The 20,533-nt window shown below is 51.8% G+C and carries 24 protein-coding genes; 21 read left to right on the top strand and 3 right to left on the bottom strand.

Annotation, left to right across the window (positions count from 1 at the left end):
* The first annotated feature begins 104 nt into the window (after nt 1-104).
* From CKW00_RS07625 to CKW00_RS07615, 3 genes are read left to right on the top strand one after another with little or no spacing between them, the layout of a single operon-like run.
* On the top strand, nt 105-335 hold the full coding sequence (locus CKW00_RS07625; RefSeq protein WP_008586984.1) for a helix-turn-helix domain-containing protein: 231 nt from the start codon (nt 105-107) through the stop codon (nt 333-335).
* An 18-nt stretch (nt 336-353) separates the two neighbouring features.
* Nucleotides 354-455, top strand: a complete 102-nt coding sequence (gene sinI / locus CKW00_RS07620; protein WP_073991979.1) for a DNA-binding anti-repressor SinI — start codon at nt 354-356, stop codon at nt 453-455.
* 12 nt (nt 456-467) lie between these two features.
* Complete coding sequence (locus tag CKW00_RS07615; RefSeq protein ID WP_095822070.1) at nt 468-1,001, top strand: hypothetical protein; 534 nt, start codon at nt 468-470, stop codon at nt 999-1,001.
* Nucleotides 1,002-1,072: 71 nt separating this feature from the next.
* On the opposite strand, the gene CKW00_RS07610 is transcribed toward CKW00_RS07615, so the two are convergent.
* Nucleotides 1,073-2,536 (bottom strand): APC family permease, encoded by a 1,464-nt coding sequence (locus tag CKW00_RS07610; protein WP_095822069.1) that lies wholly within the window; start codon nt 2,534-2,536, stop codon nt 1,073-1,075.
* Nucleotides 2,537-2,847: 311 nt separating this feature from the next.
* Here CKW00_RS07610 and CKW00_RS07605 point away from each other — a divergent pair, with 311 nt between their 5' ends.
* Nucleotides 2,848-3,903: a glycosyltransferase family 4 protein gene (locus CKW00_RS07605; RefSeq protein WP_095822068.1), complete on the top strand. Its 1,056-nt coding sequence runs from the start codon at nt 2,848-2,850 to the stop codon at nt 3,901-3,903.
* A gap of 85 nt (nt 3,904-3,988) precedes the next feature.
* Here CKW00_RS07605 and CKW00_RS07600 read toward each other — a convergent pair whose 3' ends face one another.
* A complete protein-coding gene (locus tag CKW00_RS07600) occupies nt 3,989-4,978 on the bottom strand; it encodes an LCP family protein (protein WP_095822067.1) in 990 nt (329 codons plus the stop codon).
* 4 nt (nt 4,979-4,982) lie between these two features.
* Nucleotides 4,983-5,636: a YigZ family protein gene (locus CKW00_RS07595; protein WP_095822066.1), complete on the bottom strand. Its 654-nt coding sequence runs from the start codon at nt 5,634-5,636 to the stop codon at nt 4,983-4,985.
* A 147-nt stretch (nt 5,637-5,783) separates the two neighbouring features.
* Here CKW00_RS07595 and CKW00_RS07590 point away from each other — a divergent pair, with 147 nt between their 5' ends.
* From CKW00_RS07590 to CKW00_RS07510, 17 genes are all read left to right on the top strand, one after another.
* Nucleotides 5,784-6,929 carry a sensor histidine kinase gene (locus CKW00_RS07590; protein ID WP_095822065.1) on the top strand — a complete coding sequence of 382 codons (1,146 nt, stop codon included), beginning with the start codon at nt 5,784-5,786 and terminating at the stop codon, nt 6,927-6,929.
* 75 nt (nt 6,930-7,004) lie between these two features.
* Nucleotides 7,005-7,682 carry a response regulator gene (locus tag CKW00_RS07585; protein ID WP_008587000.1) on the top strand — a complete coding sequence of 226 codons (678 nt, stop codon included), beginning with the start codon at nt 7,005-7,007 and terminating at the stop codon, nt 7,680-7,682.
* Nucleotides 7,683-7,858: 176 nt separating this feature from the next.
* On the top strand, nt 7,859-8,701 hold the full coding sequence (locus CKW00_RS07580; protein WP_095822139.1) for a DegV family protein: 843 nt from the start codon (nt 7,859-7,861) through the stop codon (nt 8,699-8,701).
* A 283-nt stretch (nt 8,702-8,984) separates the two neighbouring features.
* Complete coding sequence (locus tag CKW00_RS07575; protein WP_233129740.1) at nt 8,985-10,022, top strand: helicase-related protein; 1,038 nt, start codon at nt 8,985-8,987, stop codon at nt 10,020-10,022.
* On the top strand, nt 10,019-10,651 hold the full coding sequence (locus tag CKW00_RS07570; RefSeq protein WP_095822063.1) for a ComF family protein: 633 nt from the start codon (nt 10,019-10,021) through the stop codon (nt 10,649-10,651). Before CKW00_RS07575 ends, CKW00_RS07570 begins: the two co-directional genes overlap by 4 nt.
* 36 nt (nt 10,652-10,687) lie before the next feature.
* Complete coding sequence (locus CKW00_RS07565) at nt 10,688-11,122, top strand: TIGR03826 family flagellar region protein (RefSeq protein ID WP_095822062.1); 435 nt, start codon at nt 10,688-10,690, stop codon at nt 11,120-11,122.
* 55 nt (nt 11,123-11,177) lie between these two features.
* The gene (gene flgM / locus CKW00_RS07560; RefSeq protein ID WP_233129739.1) at nt 11,178-11,465 is read left to right on the top strand and encodes a flagellar biosynthesis anti-sigma factor FlgM; all 288 of its coding nucleotides are present in this window, start codon (nt 11,178-11,180) and stop codon (nt 11,463-11,465) included.
* A 14-nt stretch (nt 11,466-11,479) separates the two neighbouring features.
* Nucleotides 11,480-11,959, top strand: a complete 480-nt coding sequence (locus tag CKW00_RS07555; RefSeq protein ID WP_095822061.1) for a flagellar protein FlgN — start codon at nt 11,480-11,482, stop codon at nt 11,957-11,959.
* Between the two features lie 21 nt (nt 11,960-11,980).
* Nucleotides 11,981-13,894, top strand: a complete 1,914-nt coding sequence (gene flgK, locus CKW00_RS07550) for a flagellar hook-associated protein FlgK (protein ID WP_233129738.1) — start codon at nt 11,981-11,983, stop codon at nt 13,892-13,894.
* Between the two features lie 9 nt (nt 13,895-13,903).
* Nucleotides 13,904-14,839, top strand: a complete 936-nt coding sequence (gene flgL / locus CKW00_RS07545) for a flagellar hook-associated protein FlgL (RefSeq protein WP_095822059.1) — start codon at nt 13,904-13,906, stop codon at nt 14,837-14,839.
* A gap of 71 nt (nt 14,840-14,910) precedes the next feature.
* Nucleotides 14,911-15,447 (top strand): DUF6470 family protein, encoded by a 537-nt coding sequence (locus CKW00_RS07540; protein ID WP_143544234.1) that lies wholly within the window; start codon nt 14,911-14,913, stop codon nt 15,445-15,447.
* 20 nt (nt 15,448-15,467) lie between these two features.
* Nucleotides 15,468-15,920 (top strand): flagellar assembly protein FliW, encoded by a 453-nt coding sequence (gene fliW, locus CKW00_RS07535; RefSeq protein WP_095822057.1) that lies wholly within the window; start codon nt 15,468-15,470, stop codon nt 15,918-15,920.
* Nucleotides 15,907-16,134 (top strand): carbon storage regulator CsrA, encoded by a 228-nt coding sequence (gene csrA / locus CKW00_RS07530; protein ID WP_095822056.1) that lies wholly within the window; start codon nt 15,907-15,909, stop codon nt 16,132-16,134. The genes fliW and csrA overlap by 14 nt, the downstream gene beginning before the upstream one ends.
* Nucleotides 16,135-16,265: 131 nt before the next feature.
* Nucleotides 16,266-17,456 carry a flagellin N-terminal helical domain-containing protein gene (locus CKW00_RS07525; protein ID WP_095822055.1) on the top strand — a complete coding sequence of 397 codons (1,191 nt, stop codon included), beginning with the start codon at nt 16,266-16,268 and terminating at the stop codon, nt 17,454-17,456.
* 147 nt (nt 17,457-17,603) lie between these two features.
* Nucleotides 17,604-19,709 (top strand): flagellar filament capping protein FliD, encoded by a 2,106-nt coding sequence (fliD, locus tag CKW00_RS07520; protein ID WP_233129737.1) that lies wholly within the window; start codon nt 17,604-17,606, stop codon nt 19,707-19,709.
* A 15-nt stretch (nt 19,710-19,724) separates the two neighbouring features.
* On the top strand, nt 19,725-20,114 hold the full coding sequence (gene fliS, locus CKW00_RS07515) for a flagellar export chaperone FliS (protein ID WP_095822054.1): 390 nt from the start codon (nt 19,725-19,727) through the stop codon (nt 20,112-20,114).
* A complete protein-coding gene (locus CKW00_RS07510) occupies nt 20,114-20,458 on the top strand; it encodes a flagellar protein FliT (protein ID WP_095822053.1) in 345 nt (114 codons plus the stop codon). The genes fliS and CKW00_RS07510 overlap by 1 nt, the downstream gene beginning before the upstream one ends.
* Nucleotides 20,459-20,533: the final 75 nt, after the last annotated feature.

Below are 20,533 nucleotides of genomic sequence, written 5' to 3'. Positions count from 1 at the left end.
ATGAAGGAAACGACGGAATTCGGCTCTTTCTATTTTCCTGCCGACAGCATATACTGAAAATATAAATTCGTTATAAAGAACAAAATGAATGGAGGATGGAATATGTGACGACTATCGGGGAAAGGATTCGCGTGCTCAGACTCGGCAGAGGACTTTCAGTGAGTGAACTGGCCAAACGTTCCGGGGTTTCGAAATCATATATCAGTAATATTGAACGCGGCGTGCAGAAGAATCCTTCCTATATCGTAATGAGCAAGCTGTCCAAATCTCTTCATGTACCTCTGGAAGATTTAATTTCGCGCACCGGCAATTCTTCGGACGAAGAAGCTAAATAACAGGGAGGCCTGCGATCCATGGAGAAGGTGGAACGGGATTGGATAGAGCTGCTGCAGGAAGCCAAAGATCTCGGTTTGACTCTTGAAGAAGTGAAGAGGTTCCTTGAAACCTGTGAGTGAAAGGAGATGCCGATGGGCGGAAAAACCGTTTTCAAAAGAAGCGCGGTCCAGTCGAATATTGTTGCACATATTGCTCCCGCCCGTCCCGGGTCAGGGCCTCCATCAAGAGATATAACTCCGGTCGTCACATCGTTTTCCCAACTCCGGGTAGTAAAGGAAGCGGGGCGTACCGGTGCAGATTTCATGAAGGGAATAGCCGGTGACTATTCCCCGCTTTCCTACCTTCAGGCGACGATATGCTATCATTTGCTGAATACTCATCCGGCCATGGAGAGCAATTCGGTGATAGATGAGTCCTATGTCGAAGTGCTCCGGAGCTTCGACCTCTGGCCTTTCGGTGATATCGCGAGAAGCCTCAATCCTCTGTTTTTCCGTGATTCCCTGGATCATCCCGTCGTAGTTTTTTTTACGTATCATCGTGCTGCAAGAGAGACGATAGTGAAACACGTGCACCGCTTCAACCGCGAAGGCTACAGTTTAAAATATGGAAGCCGGACGTGGGCGGTCCACAACAGAAGTCAGCTGTCGTTGAAAAGGATCAAATAGTCCGGGTTTCCGGATTGGACTTATATAAAAAGGTTCTGCTCCCGCCGAGACAGGAACAGAACCTTTTTATATTACACTTCTTCTTTTTCCAGAATGAGATAATTCATATCTTTCTCAGCTATATCGTTATAACGTTTCTGATTGGCAAAGTAGAAGACGATACCAAGCAGAATCCATACTCCGAGAGCTATATAAGATTCCCGGCCGAGCGATGAAGGCATCGGTGGAAACAGAAGCAGTACAAGAAAGCCGATGGAGCTGATCAGTCCGAGGAGGGAAAAGACCTTCCTCACCGGAGATACGAGAGCTTTCGGATTCTTCTTTTTGCCGCTTTCCGACCAGGCGAAATACTTATAAGCGGTAGCCGTACAGAAAAAGTAGGCGATCGCGACACCTGTCGAGGACATATCCACTACCCACAGCAATGCTTCGCGGCCGAACCACGGAGCAATCAGACAGATGAGCATAGTGAAAGCGACACCGACATAAGGGGTGTTATATTTCGGGTGCAGCTGACGGAACGCATTCGGTAAAATGCGGGCCCGGCCCATGGCGAAGGTAAGACGGCTCGATGAAATCATGAAACCGTTCAGACCGGTGAAAATACCCATGGAGACAGCGGCTGCAATGATGAAGACGCCGAGACGTCCCATATAGCTTTCGATGGCGTGACCGACACCCCACTCGATGTTCCGGGCGTTGATGATATTGTTGAGCTCCTGCCATGGCATGGTACTGGCGGTGATCAGAATCATCGCCGAGTAGGCAAGACCTGCTGCCAGAAGCGACCAGATAATGAGAGCGAATGCTTTCTTCGGACTGAAGTCGAATTCTTCCGCCGCCTGCGGAATGTTGTCGAAACCGACGTAGGCGAACGGGGCGAGAGCAAGAATGGTCAGAATCGAGACGATCATGGACTGATCAGGTTTGAAAGCCGGTGTGGCGTTCGATATCGAAGGCCCTTCCGTAAAAATAGCTCCGAGACCGAGCAGCACGATTCCCGTAATCAGCACCATAGCGAATATGAATTGCACGTTTCCTGAAAATTTGGCGCCGCGTATGTTCAGAAGACCGAAAATAATGATGGCAAGACTCGATAACAGAATCTGCATGATCGACACGTCATATCCGGCCACCGTATACAAAGTACCTATCGTCATGAAGTCCGGAAACAGGAACTTGGCCAGAAGTGACAGTGCCGAGGCGTTCAAAGCTACGATACACATATATCCGAGCGTGAGAAACCAGCCGGCGAGAAATGCGAACTTTCTCCCGAATCCTATGTAAGCATATGCGAATTCCCCGCCTGTAACCGGGAATTTTTCAATGAGATACCCGTAACTGACTCCGATGATCATCATAAGGATGGCACCGAGCAGAATACCTATGATTACCCCGAGTGGTCCGGCATCACCCATCCAGTCCGGTGGCAGGATGAACGCCCCCCAGCCGATAGCCGAGCCGAATGCAATCGCCCAGACCCACTGAGGCTTCAGTGATCTTTCTAATTTCTTCCTGTCTTCTTCTATACCCATAAGGTTAAAATCCTCCTAGAAACTTTTCCCGGCGAGACACAGCCGGGTTTATTTAACCACCATACCTCATTGTAAACAAAGTTAAACAAATGAAAAGTGATTTCCGAATGTTTTTTCAATCGGGGGAAGGGCCCGATGCTCTTCCGGACGGGACGGGGGCGGTATGAAAACTGGGGCTAAATATTTATTATTCCAGAAACCTTTTCTTCCGGAAGCGGCTATGTGATATACTCTTTGTAGTTTGTGAAAAAAGTAATTTGTTACGTATATCATCAAAGATGTAAGGGACAGATATAAAGAGGAGGATCTCCATGGAGTACCGGGCGTTGTTAGTCTGCTTTATCGCCGCGATAATAGTGACACCGCTGGTGAAAAAATTGGCTGTTTATATAGGGGCTACCGATAAACCGGACCCGAGAAAGGTCCACAAAGTACTGATGCCGCGTCTCGGCGGTCTGGCCATCTTTATCAGTTTCGTTATTGGATACTTCCTGTTCATGCCTCCGACCCCTATTTTCTGGCCCGTGTTGTTCGGAGCTGCGATCATCATCATCACCGGAATTTGGGATGACCTTCGGGAACTGTCGGCGAAGTGGAAGCTGGCAGGGCAGATTCTCGCTGCCGGTGTCGTCGTATATGCCGGGGAGGGCGTCGTCGTAACGTTCGTCAACATCCCGTTTACGGATAGTACGCTCGAGTTCGGTATGTTCAGCGAGATCATTACGATGATCTGGATTATCGCCATCACTAATGCTATCAATCTCATCGACGGACTGGACGGTCTCGCTGCCGGAGTTTCGTCTATCGCACTTCTTACCATTTCGGGGATGGCGATTACGATGGGGAACGTGTTCGTCGTATTCGCAGGGCTTATGATGCTCGGAAGTACGGTCGGGTTCCTTATCTACAACTTCTACCCGGCGAAGATATTTATGGGAGACACGGGAGCGCTGTTCCTCGGCTTTATGATCAGTGTGCTTTCGCTGCTCGGATTCAAAAACGTCACTCTGTTTTCGTTTGTCATTCCGGTGATCATACTCGGTGTACCGATATCGGACACGGTATTCGCCATCGTCCGCCGGAAATTGCAGAACAGACCGATGTCAGCTCCGGATAAGTCCCACCTGCACCATAATCTGCTGAATCTCGGTTACAGTCATCCGGAAACGGTACTGGTCATTTATACGATAAGTGCGCTTTTCAGTCTGGCTGCCGTCGTATTTTCGCAGGCGACGCTGTACGGGGCACTGCTCGTTATCGGTTTTCTCATTCTGATGCTTGAGCTGCTGGTGGAGTTCACCGGGCTGATCGGCAAAGACTACCGGCCGATTCTGAATCTGTTCAAAAATCAGCGTTCGAAAAAATAGAACAACTGTCAAAAGCCCCCCTGGAAAGCGGATTCTCCGTTTTTCAGGGGGGCTTTTATGCACGAATACCGGGGGCACCTCGTTATCAGCCGGGTGGCTCCTGTGCCTCAGGTTCCTCCGGAAGTTCAAGGTGGTCACGCAGCCGGTCTTTCGTTTTTTCAAGACTTTCTTCGTCCGTCATGAAGTACCACGCACCGTTACCGGCGTATCCGCCTTCTCCGTTCAGCTGCATCGTTTTGAAATCGAATCCGTCTTCCTTGAGGAAGTAGTCTTTGAACGCAATCATCTGATCGAACGTCATGTTGGTCGTCAGGTCTTCCCCGACCGCATCGATAATGTTGTCGTAGTTTCTGAAAGAGCTGAACGAATTCATTTCTCTCGCAATCGCTTTGATCAGTTCCATCTGTCTCTGTCCGCGGGCGAGGTCACTGTCGAGCTTTCTCGTACGGGCCAGCGCCAGCGCTTCTTCCCCGTTAAGCAGCTGCCTTCCTTCTTCGAGTTCGATAGCGCCGTCCTTCCCTTCGGAGTTCTGCTCCTCGAGATCGTAAGGAACTTCGTATTTGATTCCGCCGACGGCGTTCACCACTTCTATAAAAGCGCTGAAATTGAACCTGGCGTAATAGTCGACCGGAATATCGAGAAGACCTTCGACCGTTTCCACCGTGGAGTCGATTCCGCCGTAGGCGTGCGCGTGGGTGATTTTATCTTTGCGGTCCACTTCCGGGATATAGGTGTAGGTGTCTCTCGGAATACTCAGTAATCGTACGGATTTTTCGTCGTTGTTGAAGGTGGCGAGAATGAGGGCGTCGGAGAGGCTGCTCCGGTCCTCGTTCTTCTCAAGCCGGGCTGCACTCGCATCGACTCCGACAATCAGGACGGAGAGATTGTCTTCTCCGGGGGTGACGGCGGTGGACCGTTTGTCTGATTTGCCGCCGCGTCCGAGTTCTTCGTGGGAATCCTCTGCAGACTCACGGACTTTATCCGTCAGGTAAGCCCCGTATCCCGCTGCGGCTCCGACGGCCAGCAGCAGGACTGCCGCGAGGATCCAGAGGGTCGGTTTCAACCATGTTTTCATATAGTTACTCCTTCGATCCGTCATTAGTGAGCACGGACTCCATATAGGAGAGTTCGCCCTCTGTCACTGTGGCCTGGGCATTCGTGACGTCCGCTGTCCACTGGTGGAATTCTTCCTCTTTTCCGTGAGGGGCATACAGTACGAGTTCCGCTTTTTCCATATAGTTGATAGTTTTTAAAGGATAGGCCGACTGTCGCACCTGATTCTCCATTTTCCCGAGGAGAGAGTAGTCGATGGTGACGTGCATCTCCCTCATCAGCCGGCGTTCCACGACGCCCGTTTCCTCGATCGCTTCCGAAACGGCGCCGGAGTATGCGCGGATGAGGCCGCCGGCTCCGAGTTTTATTCCTCCGAAATACCGGGTGACGACGGTCGCCGTATCTTTCAATCCCCTTTTTTTCAATACTTCAAGCATCGGGACTCCGGCTGTACCACTCGGTTCTCCGTCATCGTTCGCTTTCTGGATGAGGTCGTGTTCGCCGATCATGTAGGCGGAACAGTTGTGCGTCGCATCCTTATGCTTCTTTTTAATTTCCGAAATGAACTGCTGTGCTTCCTCTTCCGTTTCGCACCTGCGTATATGGGCGATAAAACGGGATTTCTGGATAACTAGTTCTTTTTCTCCCTCATAATTTACCGTATAATAAGTATTTAACATATCGATGTCTGCCTCCTGGGTTTTTATTATATACAGGAACAGCCATATCAGCAAATGACGGAAATAGAGAAGGAATGACTTTTCACCCCCATAGAAGGACGTAGGCAGAACGAATGATATTAACAGGCATGGATGGAGGTCGTTTGAATGACAGACGTTTCGCCCGCTGAAAAGTCTCTGGATTCGATCATACAGGAAATGGTCGATCACGTTTCGATCAGTAAAGATGAAGTGTTCACCATCAGCGAGAAATCCCGGAAAGAACATGAAAGTCTGGAAGAGGAGCTCGAGGATTTGAAAGCCCGCATTTCCTCCTTCATCGATGAAGAGGAGAAGCTTGGGGAGAAAGTGAAGGGTTCGAGGAAGAGGCTCGCCCGGATGAGTAAACAGTTCAATGACTACTCCGAAGCGGAAATACGGGAAATGTACGAAGAGACGCACCGGCTGCAGACGGAGCTCACGGTGACAGGTGAGAAAGAGAAGCAGCTGAGGGAGCGGAGAGACGATATCGAACGCCGGCTCCGGGACCTCGGGGAAACGATTGAGAAAGCGGAGAATCTCGCCGGAAAAATATCGGTCGTCCTCAATTATCTGAATGAAGATTTCCGTGAAGTGAGCGAAGTGCTGCAGGATGCCAGGCAGAAGCAGGAGTTCGGACTCAGAATCATCGAAGCGCAGGAGGAAGAACGTCGCCGTCTTTCCCGGGAAATACATGACGGACCGGCACAAATGCTTGCCAACGTCCTGCTCCGGTCCGACCTCGTGGAGCGCACGTTCCGGGAACGTTCTCCGGAGGAGGCTATTCTGGAGATGCGCAGCGTGAAGAAAATGGTGCGCTCGTCTCTCTATGAAGTACGACGTATCATTTACGACCTCCGTCCTATGGCACTCGATGATCTCGGAATCCTGCCGGCTCTCCGGAAGTATCTGTCGACTGCTGCCGATTATCACGGTCTGGACATACGTTTCCAGCCTTTCGGCAAAGAGCGGAGACTCGATCCGCAGTATGAAGTCGCCATGTTCCGTCTCATCCAGGAAGCACTCCAGAATGCGGTGAAGCATGCAGGAGCGAGCCGGGTGGACGTGAAAGTCGAACTCACCTGGCGCACGATCATGATCATCGTGGAAGATGACGGCAGCGGTTTTGACGTGGAAGAGAAGAAGCGGACTTCGTACGGACTTATGGGTATGAATGAACGGGTCGATATGCTGGACGGGGAGCTTAACATCGCTTCTGTCCCGGATGCCGGAACGAAAGTGACGATTAAATTACCGATAAAGAAAGATATATAGCATAAAACTTTCAAAAAAGGGAATATAATTCTTAAAAAGTGATTATCAAGTCCGAAGAGCACAGGAGGAAAATAGATGTCTACAAAAATTTTACTGGTTGATGACCACAAATTGTTCAGGGAAGGTGTCCGGCGTATCCTCGAATTCGAAGAAGACTTCGAGGTGGTCGGAGAAGGGGATGACGGTACGGTAGCGATCGATCTTATTACGGAACATCAGCCGGATGTTGTACTGATGGACATCAATATGCCGAAAAGAAACGGAATCGAAACGACGGCGGAAGTGACGGAGCGTTTTCCGGAACTGAAAGTCATCATCCTTTCCATACATGACGATGAGAACTACGTGACGCACGCATTGAAAACAGGAGCGCAGGGGTATCTGCTTAAGGAGATGGATTCGGAATCTCTGATTGAAGCGATCCGGGTCGTGTCAGGAGGCGGCTCTTATCTCCACCCGAAAATCACCCACAATCTTGTGAAAGAGTACCGCCGTCTTTCCGACGGGACGAGCGATTTCGCCTATAAAGCCGTCGAGTACCGTAAACCTCTGCACCTTTTGACCCGCAGGGAATGCGAAGTACTGCAGCTGCTCGCCGACGGGAACTCGAACAAAGGCGTGGCGGAATCCCTTTATATCAGTGAAAAGACAGTGAAGAACCACGTCTCGAACATATTGACGAAGATGAACGTAAATGACCGGACGCAGGCGGTCGTCACCGCCATCAAGAACGGCTGGGTGGAAGTTTTATAATCATACATCCCTGAGAGCCGCGTATGTCCCGGAGATTTTTCGAAAAGCAGGAGGGCGGACCCGGTTCCGTCCTTTTTTTGTATGCGGAAAGAAGTTCGCGAATGTCCGAATTAAAGCTGAAATCCGGTCCGAAGTACGGTAGAATGAACGTAAGATATTCAGGAAAGGGAGATTCAATGAAAACTGCGGTTCTCACTGACAGCACAGCTTACATATCAGCACAAATGAGAAAAGAATCCGATATTCATATGGTACCTCTGAACGTCATTTTCGGAGAAGAAGCGTATCGTGAGGAAATCGACCTTACGGCGGATGAATTCTATTCGAAAGTGAAAGAGGCGAAAGAATTGCCGAAAACCTCCCAGCCTTCCGTCGGGACGATACTCGAGAAGCTGGAGGAGCTGAAGGAAGAGTACGATGAAGTCGTCGCCATTACGCTTTCAAGCGGAATCAGTGGCACTTACCAGTCCATGCGTTCGGCGGGGGAGATGGCTGAAGGAATCGAAATGCACCTGTTCGATTCGGAAATAAGCTGCCTCATGCAGGGGTATTATGCGCTCGAAGCGGCAAAACTCGCAGCGGACGGGGAGGATGCGGAGAAAATAATAGCCCGCCTGGAAGAGATGAAGGAAACGATGCGTGCATATTTCATCGTAGATGACCTCAATCATCTGGCCCGCGGCGGGAGACTGCACGGTTCCCAGGCGTTCATCGGCAGCATGCTGCAGGTGAAACCGATTCTGCACTTCGTCGATACGAAGATCGTTCCGTTCGAAAAGATCCGCACGTATAAGAAAGCACGGAAACGTACGCTCGCGCTTTTCGACGAGGATGCTTCCGGCGGAGAGAAGATCCGGGCGGCCGTCATCCATGCCAACCGGCCGGAGGAAGCGGAGCTTTGGAAAGAGGAGATAGAGAAACAGTATTCCAACGTCGCGGTGACCGTCAGTTATTTCGGCCCGGTCATCGGCACCCACCTCGGAGAAGGGGCTCTCGGCCTCGGCTGGTATAAAGAATAACCGTATTTATAAAATGACACGATTGATTGTTTGAGCGCCTTTCCCCCGAAGGCGCTTTTTTACTACCGTTACGTACAAACAAAGGGGGATTCACATGTTCAGCGGCCAATGGCTCCTAAAACAGGAATTACCAGATTATATCGATTCGTCCGCACTCCCGGCTCACCCGGGTATTATCCGCAGGCAGTGCCGGCGCTGCGGTAACAAAGTACGGTACAAGTTCGCGCGTTTCCCGCATGCGGCGTGCGGGAGGAAGTGCCTCTACTGCCGCAACTGCATTCTGATGGGACGTGTCACGTCCTGCGAATCGTTATACGAAATGCCTTCATCGTCGCAGCTTCCGTTCCCGGACACTTTGAAATGGAACGGGACACTCACTCGTCATCAGCAGCAGGCAGCAGACGAAATAAAGAATACTGTCCTGGGAAGAGGGCAGCTGCTCGTCCACGCCGTCTGCGGTGCCGGGAAAACCGAAATGATCTTCCCGGGCATCGAAGCGGCGTTGGCCCGGGGAGACAGGGTATGTATCGCCACCCCGCGGGCCGATGTCGTCCGCGAGCTGTACCCCCGTATCCGGCAAGCGTTCCCCGGCGTTCCGGCCGCCGCTTTGTATGGAGGACACTCCGCTCAAGTCACCTACACTCCTGTCGTTCTCAGTACGACCCATCAGCTCTGTCGCTACAAACAGGCTTTCGACGTTCTCATCATCGATGAAGTGGACGCTTTCCCCTACCACAACGACACATCCCTCCAATGGACTGCCCGGGAGGCAGCGAAACCGGATGCCGCTATCATTCACCTGACGGCGACGCCGGGGAGAAAACAGAAAAACATCCCGAAAGTATTCGTGCCGGTACGCTATCACGGGCACCCGCTGCCGGTACCCGCGTTCCACTTATTTCCCCGTATCAAAACGAAACTTCCGCACATCGAAGCAGGAGACCGGCAGCTGCTCATATTCGCTCCCACGATTTCGAGGGCCGAAACAATTGCAGAGGAGCTCCGCGTCCCCTTCGTGCACTCGGACACACCGGAGCGCGAAGAGGTGATCGACGCCTTCCGTAACCGTAAAATCCATACACTCGTAACGACGACGATACTCGAACGCGGCGTGACTTTTCCGTCGGTGGACGTGTACGTCATCGATGCCGGGCACGACGTGTTCGACGAAGCGGCTCTCGTACAGATCGCGGGACGCGCGGGCAGGAGCGCCGACGACCCGGATGGAGACGTGCGCTTTTATATGGAAGGAAAGACCGATGCCGTAATAGAAGCGCGTGATGCGATTAAAAAAATGAACAAAAGGGGATATGTAACGTGAAGTGTGTCTACTGCTTTCAGCCGGTTCATCCGAAAACGGACTGGAGTAACGCTTTCCTCCCCGGCCGCCCGTCACGCCTGTGCGAGGAGTGTGTGAACGGCTTTGAAGTCATCACGAAGGGGTGCCCGCGCTGCTGTAACCCGCGTTACAGTGAAACGTGTCCCGACTGCCGGGAAGACTCAGCGCTCATCTCGAACACGTCCCTTCTTTTCTACAACGATTTCGCGAAAGAGTGGATGGCCCGGTTCAAATATCGCGGGGATTATGAACTGATCGCTTCGATGTCCGTCTTTCTCCCTCCTTTTGTGAGAGGACGGGCCGTGCCGATTCCGCTCAGTGACGTGCGTCTCGCGGAACGGGGGTTCAATCAGGCGGAGGCGATCACTGAACTTTTGATGAAGAGACCGCGGCCGTACCTGAAACGGTCCCACTCCGAAAAGCAGGCGAAGAAATCGAAACAGGAACGAAAAAGAGGTGCCAATCCTTTTCTACCTGTACAAAAGGTGAGGGGGGATCTGCTTCTGGTCGATGACATCTATACGACGGGCACGACGATGAAGCAGGCGGCAGCCGTTTTGAAAGAAAACGGAGCCGATTCTGTCCGGGGCTTAACGCTGTTCCATTCCTGACGATAATAGAAGAAAGACGTACAGGGAGTGGAATATATGGCAGAACCGGCGAATTGTTCACGATGCGGCGGACTTTTTATGAAACGAACGCATACTTTCTGTGAGGCGTGCCGCAACCGCGAAGAGCTGGACTACCGCGCCGTTTACAAATTTCTGCGTGAGCGGGAAAACAGAGCGGCGACCGCCGATGTGATCGCGGAGGCGACAGGAGTCGACGAAAAGCAGATTCGTAAGTTTGTAAAAGACAGGCGGCTGCACCCGATGAACTTCCCCGGACTGTCGTATGCGTGTGAGCGGTGCGGCGGAGCGATCCGACAGGGACGGCTGTGCCCTTCGTGCAGCAAGGAACTGAACGAGGCTCTTGCTAAAATCGACAGAAATGAAAAAGCTCGCGAGAAACGGAACCACCGGGAAGAGAAGCCGGAAACAACCAGAAGTTCCTACTACTCGATACATCGTAAAAAGCGGTGATTGCCGCTTAACTTTCTCAAGGTTTTGCCGATATAATAAAGAAGAAGGACACGGAATGAACAGAAAAGAGGTGAGTCGGATGAGAATCAACGGAACGAATCAGACGAATTGGAATCCGTATCAGAAACAGGCGCAACAGCAGAAACAGGTGCAGGCGCAGCCGAATCAGGACAGACTGGAAATCTCCGATGCCGCCAAATCGATGCAGGAGGCGGGAAAACTTCCGGAAGCCCGTAAGGAACGTCTGGAGGAACTGAAGCTGCAGGTGGAGAACGGTACGTACAAAGCGGACCCTTCTGTCATTGCCAGAAAAATGACCAATTTCTTCTCTGAAGGAGAATAAAGGAGCCGTACGTTATGATTGAACCGATAATATCCGACATGAAGCGTCTCGTGAAGCTGCACAGAAGTCTGCTCTACGTCTCGAAGCAAAAGACGGAGGCGCTGAAGGCGAACGATACGTCAAAGCTCCGGCAGCTGGACCTTGAGGAGAAGAAGCATATCCAGGCGGTTCAGAAAGTGGAAAAAGGACGGCAGGAACACGTGAACGACTGGTACGCCAAGCAGGGAACGGAAGATCAGCAGACGATCAGCGATATGCTGACGCACCTGGAAGGGAAGGAATACGAGCAGCTGAATGAAGAGTATGAGGCGATGATTCTCGTGCTGGCCGACCTTAAACATCAGGAACGGCTGAACGCGGAGCTGACGCAGCAGTCGCTGCAGTTCATCAATCTCTCACTCGACCTTCTTAAGCCCGAACTCGCGAATCTGAATTACGGCGGCGAAGAGAAACCGGCGCACTCGAACAGGTCCATCTTCGATTCGAAGGCGTAAGGAAAAGAGGAATAACTTATGATGTCCACCTTTCATGGACTGGAAGTAGCCAAGCGCGGACTGTTCACCCAGCAATCCGCGCTTTATACGACCGGTCACAATATATCGAACGCCAACACCGACGGCTACAGTCGGCAGCGCGTCAATATGGAACAGACGGGCGCTTTCCCTTCAGGCTCGAGGAACCGGCTGGAGATTGCCGGTCAGATGGGAAGCGGCGTACAGGCCGGGAGCGTCCAGCGCGTGCGCGAAGCTTTTCTCGATGAGCAGTTCAGGTCCGAGGCGAAGAAGCTCGGGTATTACGATGCTCTTGAAAACGGGCTCGGCAAAATGGAAGACATTATGAACGAACCGACGGACCAGGGTCTCGCAAAAACGATGGACCGGTTCTGGCAGTCGCTGCAGGATCTTGCGGTGAACCCGGAGGACGCCGGTGCCCGTGCTGTCGTGAAAGAGCGCGGCAAAGCCGTGGCCGAGACGTTCAACTACCTGTCGAATTCGATACAGACGCTGCAGCGGGATGCGAAACGGGAAGCGGACATTACAGTGAAGAATGCCAACTCCATCCTCCAGCAGATCGATCAGCTCAACCGGCAGATCGGCAACGTGGAGCCGCACGGACAGCTTCCTAACGACCTGTACGATCAGCGCGACCGTCTCATCGACGACCTGTCCGAGATCGTCAGCGTAGACGTGTCGTATGAAAAGAGTGCCGCTTCTTCCAAAGACATAGCGGACGGCCTGGCGACGGTGCGTCTTGCCGATGCGCTCGGGCGTCCTGTCGAAGGAGCGCCGGCGCTCGTGGATGCAGGGGGAGATCCGGCGAGCTCGCTTTCCGTGGACTACCGGGAAACGGACGGCCGCGTCGCTTTCGACTCTCTTCACGTGTTGCAGCCGGGCGGGGAGACCGCGTCACTTGATTTCCATACATTACCTTCTCCCGGCAAACTGAAAGGTCTCGCCGATCTTGCCGGCACGGTAACGGCGACGCCTCAGAGCAGCGCGGTGATAGTATCGGATGCTTTCCCTGTTAATCAGGGATCAGGCGAGGCCATGTTCCCCGAAGGAACGCTTTCCTTTACCGGCTCCTTTGTGAACGAAGACGGAGAAGTCGAACAGGGAGAGACAGTGGAAATCGCTTCTTCCGGGAAAGAAACGATGGAAGGAATAGCGGCTCGGATCAGCAAAGAAAAAGGCGTCGAAGCGGAAGTACTTACCCAGGACGGGGAGCAGCGGCTCCTCGTCCGCTCGGAAGCGGCCGGACGCAGTGCGACGCTAACCGTTGCGGGTACCGGAGCGGAAGGCACCGGATTACAAGGGACAGCAGAAGGAAGTAACGGGCAGGAAGGAAGTTACGCTTCCATGCTTGATGATCTCGATAAGCTGGCCACCTCGTTTGCGACGCAGTTCAACGACGAACATAACGACGCGGAGAGTGCCGGACTCGAAGGAGGACCGTCAGCGACGACGGATTTCTTCTCCTACGGAAACTCCTACCCGGATGCAGGCGGCGTGCACAGAGGACTCGCTTCTGCAATCGATATAACCGAAGCAATCGAGAAGAATGCCGGAATGATCGCGGCGGCCAATTCGATGAGCGTCGGAGACGGAGACAACGCCCGGGACCTCGCTGCCCTGCGTGACAAAGTGGACGGACTCCTCGGCGAAGGGGCGACCGTCAGCACTTTTTATGAAGGGATGATCGGCGGGATGGCTGTGGAGACGCAGGAAGCGAAGCGGATGAGCGACAATATACAGACGCTCCGGGATTCCGTCCAGAACCGGCGCTTCTCGGTGAGTCAGGTCTCCCTCGATGAAGAGATGACGAATATGATCAAGTTTCAGCACGCTTACAATGCTTCCTCGAGGAATATAACCGCTATTGATGAAATGCTGGACCGCGTCATCAACCAGATGGGCGTCGTCGGAAGGTAGGGATGAGAGATGAGAATTACGCAGGGAATGCTTTCGAATAACATGCTGCGCAATATGAGTAAAAGTTACGAAAGTATGGGCAAATACCAGGATCAGTTTTCCACCGGCAAAAAAATCAGCCGCCCGTCCGATGACCCGGTAGTGGCCATGCAGGGAATCAACTATCGTTCCGAGCTCACGAAAATCGGACAGTTCCAGCGCAACATCGGCGAGGTGTACAACTGGATGGACAGTTCGGATGCGGCCCTCGATAAAGCGACGAAAGCTATGCAGCGCGTGCGCGAGCTGACGGTGCAGGCCAGCAACGATACGAACGGCGAGCAGAGCCGGGAGAGTATCGCCAAGGAAATCGAACAGCTGGCCGGCCATCTTAAGGATATCGGGAATACGCAGGCGAACGGCAAATACCTTTTCAACGGCACCGATACGCTCACAGCCCCGATGAACGCGCGGCAGGTGACGGACCCCGTGACCGGGGAGACCGGCGAAGTACGTCTGCCGGTAAACAGTACGCCCGTTTCAATTGAAGTATCAAAAGGCATTCATCTGCAGGCGAACGTCGACGGCACGAAGGTGTTCGGAAGCGGGAATACGGATGCGGACGGACGTCAGCTGTTCGATACGTTACAACAGCTCGCGGCTGACTTAAGGAAGCCGGGGACGCATGAAGAGGAGTTAAGCAGTTATCTTGGAAGCATCGACGAACACGTGAATACCATCATCGACGAGCGGGCCGATCTTGGCGCCCGGATGAACCGGAGAGATCTCGTCGAAGACCGGCTCGGCACTCAGGAAATCATCGCCACCCGGGTTCTCTCCAATAATGAAGATGCCGACATGGAAAAAGTGATTACGAATCTGAAAACAGAGGAAATTATACTGAGAGCCGCCATGGGGGCGGGAGCAAGGATCATTCAGCCGACGCTTATGGACTTTCTGCGTTAAGGAGCACCTGAGGAGACCAGGCGCTCTTTTTTATAACAGGAGAGAGGGGAACGGGTATGATGATGCCTAGAATGGAGATAAACACGCAGCAGGCGAGACTCGAGGTACGGACGCATAACGCGGAACTTACCATACGTCAGCCGAAAGCCGAGCAGCTTATTGAACAGCCGCCGGCAGACGTGACTATCAGGCAGCGGCCGGGAAAACTTTCGATTGATCAGACAACCGCCTGGCACAACCTGCAGTTCTATTCGTCGGCGGAGCGGACTGACCTGGTTGCAGACTTCGGTCAGCAGGACTGGATGAAGGGACTCGAGCGCGTCGCCCGGGAAGGGGACGAGTTGATGAGGATAGAGAATCAGGGGAACCCGATAGCCGCTCATGCGAAACAGAAAGCCGTATGGGAAATCGCTTATAACCCGGCACGCAAGCCGGTGCATGACCTGGTGAAAGTCAGTTATGAAGCGCGTCCCGCGGAGATTGACGTGAAGCGGAACGACCCGGTCATAACAACGAAGGCGAAACCTCCTGAATTCAGCTACAAGCCCGGGCGTGTGGACATTTCTATGGATCAGTACCCGCGTGTTACAATTGATTGGAAAATATGAGGGACAAAGGGGAGGGTTTTATGAAAGTGGCAACGAAATATTTCGGAGAAGTGGCAGTGGAGGAGAAAGAGATTGTACGCTTCCCTCAGGGGCTGCCGGGATTCAGGCACATCAATGAATTCGTGCTGTTACCGCTGCCGGACGCGCCGATGTACTCGGTGCTGCAGGCGGTCGGGGAGAAAGAGACGGCATTCGTCACAGCGAACCCGTATTTATTTTTCAAGGACTATGAGTTCGATATAGATGAAAATTCGAAAGTGGAACTGCAGCTGGAGACCCCGGAAGACGTGGAGCTGTACTGTGTCCTTACGGTGAAGGACCCGTTCCGCGAGTCGACCATCAATCTGCAGGCTCCCGTCGTCATCAACAAGCGGACGAATCAGGCGAAGCAGCTGATTTTAAACAGCAGCCGGTATCATACGAAACACGGGATCGCCGATCAGAAAGCGGGGGATGAGCATGTTAATCCTTAACCGGAAAGAAAACGAGTCGATCACGATCGGGGATGACATCGAAATCAAAGTGGTCTCCGTCGAAGGGAACCAGGTACGCATCGGCATCGATGCCCCGTCCCATCTGGACATTCACCGCAAAGAGATCTACATAGCCATCCAGGAAGAGAACAGAGCCGCAGCAGTGGCTTCCGATGATTTGATGAATCTGTTAAAAAGAAGTCAAAAAGAGTAAACAATCGAAAAAGCCGGCCGATATAATAAGTGTAAAGCCAAACACTTAAGTCGGCCGGCTTTTCCTTTGGCAACACACATCTTAACTATTCCACAAGGACGTGGAATCTAAAATCAGGGAGGATACTAATTATGCGTATTAATCACAACATTGCAGCTCTAAACACTCACCGTCAGTTGAACAGTGCCAACAATGCACAAAGCAATTCCATGGAGAAGCTTTCATCTGGTCTTCGTATTAACAAAGCCGGAGACGATGCGGCTGGTCTTGCAATTTCCGAGAAAATGCGTGGTCAGATTCGTGGTCTTGACCAGGCTGGGAAAAATGCTCAGGATTCAATCTCTATGATTCAGACGGCGGAAGGCGCACTGAATGAAACTCACGATATTCTTCAACGTATGCGTGAACTTGCCGTACAGGCTGGTAACGATACAAACACTTCGACTGATCGTGGAGAAATTCAGAAAGAAATCAACCAGCTAACTTCAGAAGTGAACCGTATTGGTAATACTACAGAGTTTAACAATCAAAAATTATTGAATGCTAGTGCTGGAGATGTTTCAGAGGGGGCTTCTGCTACTACAATTGCCTCACCAACAGCCATGACGGGTGACTCGGGTAATACTGCAGGTGCAGAAGTTGATATATCTGGTACTTTTACAGGTTCGGCAGATGAAACTTTAACAATACAGAAAACTGCTAGCGGGTGGTCGATTGATGGAGGTTCTTCAGATGTTACATTAAGTGGAAGCGATTTTTCTTATAAAGGAATGACGCTTGATACGTCAACTGCTACTGGTGTAGCTACAGGGGATTCTTGGACTCAGTCTTTAGAAGCAGCAACCCCAAGGGCTTCTTCATTCTCATCTCAAATTGGTGCCAATGAAAACCAAACTATGACACTGGAATTTTCTGATATGAGAGCTTCTGCTCTTGGCATAACTGGGGCAGCTTCAGATGCTGGATTTACTTCAGCAAACACAGTAACTGATGGAACAAACAATACTACAAATGAAGCAGCGCTAGATGTCTCTACAGCAGCGAATGCAGGTAATGCCGTTACTGCAATTCAAAGTGCGATTGATAACGTCTCGGCTGAGCGTTCTAAATTGGGAGCAAATCAAAACCGTCTGGAACATACTATAAACAACTTAAGCACATCTTCTGAAAACCTGACTGCGGCGGAATCCCGTATCCGTGACGTAGACATGGCGAAGGAAATGATGAACCAGACGAAGCAAAGTATTCTTTCCCAGGCTTCTCAGGCTATGCTTGCAAAAGCGAACCAGCAGCCACAGGGAGTTCTACAGCTTCTTCGTTAATATTGAATCATTTATCAGAGACTCCACTTCGGAGTCTCTTTTTTTATGTCCAGACTCCTCTTTTCTCCTCTTAACTTCTTCCATTTCAAGCCGATACATACTATAACGAAATACACCGCCAATCCTAAAAACTAAGCAGGTGAAATGATGAGTGATATGAGAATCGGAGGGCTCGCCTCCGGAATGGATACCGATAAAATCATCAGCGATCTGATGAAGGCGGAGCGCATGCCGCTGAAGAAAATGGAACAGGAACAGACCTCTCTCGAATGGAAAAGGGATGACTACCGGGAAGTGAACACGAAACTGCTCGGCTTCCGGGAAGAACTGGTGAACATGAAATTATCGGGAGCGTACCGGGCCCGTACCACTTCTTCCACCCATGAGAGTCTGGCAAGTATCACTGCCACTTCCGCCGCTTCGGAGACGGGCTACTCGCTCCAGTCCGTATCGCAGCTCGCGACTTCTGCGACGAAAGTGAACAGTGGCTCTCTATTCAATACAAAAGATCAGATAAGTGCCTCCAAGTCATTTGCGGAACTGGAGGAAAGCGGAAGCCTTGCCACGGGTGGCGGCTGGACTTGGCAGGCGGGAAGCGTCGAGAAGTATGCGACCTCAATCGGGGAAGCGACGGCAAATCCGGCTGTGCCTCTGAAAGAAGGGACCGCGATTCAGAATCCTCTGTCCGAGATGATGGTGAAAGTGGACGGAAAACGATTTGACGTCGTAGCTACGGTAGCGGAGCTTGATGAGAATTCAGTCATGGTGGACGCTTCCACCGGAGAATTGAGTTTCTCCAGGCCCCTTGAGTCGAAAGCCCGGCTTGAAGTGTCCTACGTAGCCGACCGGGCGGTGGAAAGTTCCGTCGCAGGAGCCGATGCGGACACCTTTAGCTTGAAAAAAGAGGCTATTGTCCCGGATAGCCTGACGGTTACCGTGGATGGGGCCTCCGGAACGGCGACTTATACGACCGATGCGAACGGGGACATATGGAACGAAGCGAAGGATGCCGTCATCGGGAAACTGGATGCCGGGACCGGGAAAATCACGTTTAATGAAGCGATAGAAGAAAAAGCGGAAGTGACGTTCACTTATCAGGAGAACTATACCACCTCTTCCCTCGGCGCCCATACGTCGGACGGACCGAAAGAAGAACTGTTTTTCATCCAGGCCTCCGATTCGGTGAACGACTTCGTGAAAGATGTAAATGATGCCGACACCGGCGTCCGTATATTTTTTGACGACTTCACGGGCCAGATGAGCGTCAGCCGTACCGAGACCGGAAATTTCAATGGTCAGAGTTCAGGAAGTACAGGTTATGATCAGAACGCCGATCATCAGGAAATTTTCACCTCAGGTGCTTTTATAAACAACGGGTTATTATTTGGTGGCGTAAAAGAAACAGGCGGGGATAATGCGAAAATGGAGCTGAACGGTCTCCAGACGGAGCGGACGTCCAACAACTTTTCCATGAACGGCGTTACGTTCAACCTGAAGGATACATTCGGAGCCCTGGGGACGAATAATCCCGGTACGACCGGAGTGAATCTGTCCGTCACCAACGATACGGAAGCCGTATTTGAAAACATCAAGAAATTCGTCGAAAAATACAATGAAACGATCGAGTTTCTGAACAATAAAGTGAACGAAGAGTTTTACCGGGACTACAAGCCGCTGAGTGACGAGGAACGGGAAGCGATGACGGATAAACAGGGAGAGCTGTGGGATGAGAAAGCCCAGAGCGGCCTGCTTCGGAACGACCGGACGATCCGGAGTGCCTTAAGCGAGATGCGTCAGGGATTCTATACACCTGTCCGCAACCCCGAGATCAGCTCGGAGTTCCAGCAGCTCTCGCGCATAGGCATTACGACCACCTCCAACTACCTGGAGGGCGGCAAACTTAAAATAAATGAAGCTGAACTGAAAAAAGCCATCCAGGAAGATCCGCAGTCGGTGGAGAAGCTGTTCACCTCACCGAGTGAGGACTACGGAAGGAAAGGCATCGTCCAGCGCGTCTACGACTCCACGCTGCAGACGATGGAGAAGATTACAGATAAAGCCGGCAACCAGTTCCAGTCGCTGAACCAGTATTCCATCGGCAAAGACCTTAAAGGGCTGAAAGAAGAAATGAGCGATTTTGAAAACAGACTGAATCAGATCGAAGACAGATACTGGCGAGAGTTCGGGGCGATGGAGAAAGCGATTCAGAAGATGAACCAGCAGTCGGCCTATATTATGCAGAACTTCTACTAACAGAGGGGGAATTACATGTCCATCCAGGCGTACGAAAACAACACTGTGGAAACAGCGTCCCAGGGCGAACTGGTCCTGAAATTGTATAACGGGTGCCTCAAGTTCATAAAAGCATCCGGCAAAGCAATGGAGAACAATGAAATAGAGAAGAAGAACCTGAATATCCAGAAAGCGCAGCGCATCATTCAGGAACTGATCATAACGACGGACCCGTCGTACGACATCAGCCAGCAGATCCTGCCGCTGTATGAATACATGAACCGCCGTCTGCTGGAAGCGAACACGAAGAATGACCGGGAGATTCTTGAAGAAGTCCGGGGGCTGGTGGAGGAGTTCCGCGACACGTGGAAAGAAGTGCTTATCCAGACGCGGAAAGCGGAATACAGTAAGGGCGGGAATGTGTAGTGGCAACGTGGGAAGAATTTTCGGCCATCACGCGCCATCTCGAAGGGGTCGTGCAGAGAAAGACGCTGAACCGCTCCGAACAGGTGGATGAAATCGAAGCGCTGATCGATAAGCGCGGACATATGATGCAGACACTACCGGAGCCCGGAGAGACGGAAAAACATATCGTAAGAGACGTCCTCGAACGTGACAAAACGATCAACCGGCGTCTGGAAATGATCTTCGCCGGCGTAAAAGAGGATATGCGGAACAATAAAAAGCAGAAATCGACGAAGAGCCAGTATACGAACCCGTACCAGGACGTAGCCGGTTCGGACGGCATGTTTCTCGACTCGAGGAAATAAAGCGGAAATGAAGAAACAACACAGAGAGCCCTGCGGGCGCGATGTGTTGTTTTTTTGTCTGCACACCTTCAGGCT

The organism is Salimicrobium humidisoli (assembly GCF_002295105.1).
GTDB classification, from domain to species: Bacteria; Bacillota; Bacilli; order Bacillales; family Halobacillaceae; genus Salimicrobium; species Salimicrobium humidisoli.
This window is presented reverse-complemented; position numbering and strand designations above follow the sequence as displayed.